Origin of the sequence: Citrobacter sp. TBCS-14, assembly GCF_005280805.1 — a bacterium.
Classification (GTDB): domain Bacteria; phylum Pseudomonadota; class Gammaproteobacteria; order Enterobacterales; family Enterobacteriaceae; genus Citrobacter; species Citrobacter gillenii.
Genome location: NZ_SZWM01000018.1, coordinates 1 through 218 on the forward strand (window position 1 = coordinate 1; position 218 = coordinate 218).

1 pseudogene is annotated in these 218 nt (G+C 51.4%); it reads left to right on the forward strand.

Features of this window, described 5'->3' with window-relative positions:
• Positions 1-218: pseudogene (locus tag FDX22_RS00065) on the forward strand (tagaturonate reductase); the annotation flags it as partial.

Sequence of the window (218 nt, forward strand, 5' to 3'; positions counted from 1 at the left end):
CCTGGCAGGCAGGGCTTGATACCGTGGGTGAGGCAATGAATGATGCTGAGATTCGCGCCTTCGTTGAGAAAGCTATCTATGAAGAGATTATTCCGGTGCTGGATCTGCCGCGTGATGAATTGGCTTCATTTGCCAGCGCGGTGACCGGCCGATTCTGCAACCCGTACATTAAGCATCAACTATTGTCGATTGCGCTTAATGGCATGACCAAATTCCGC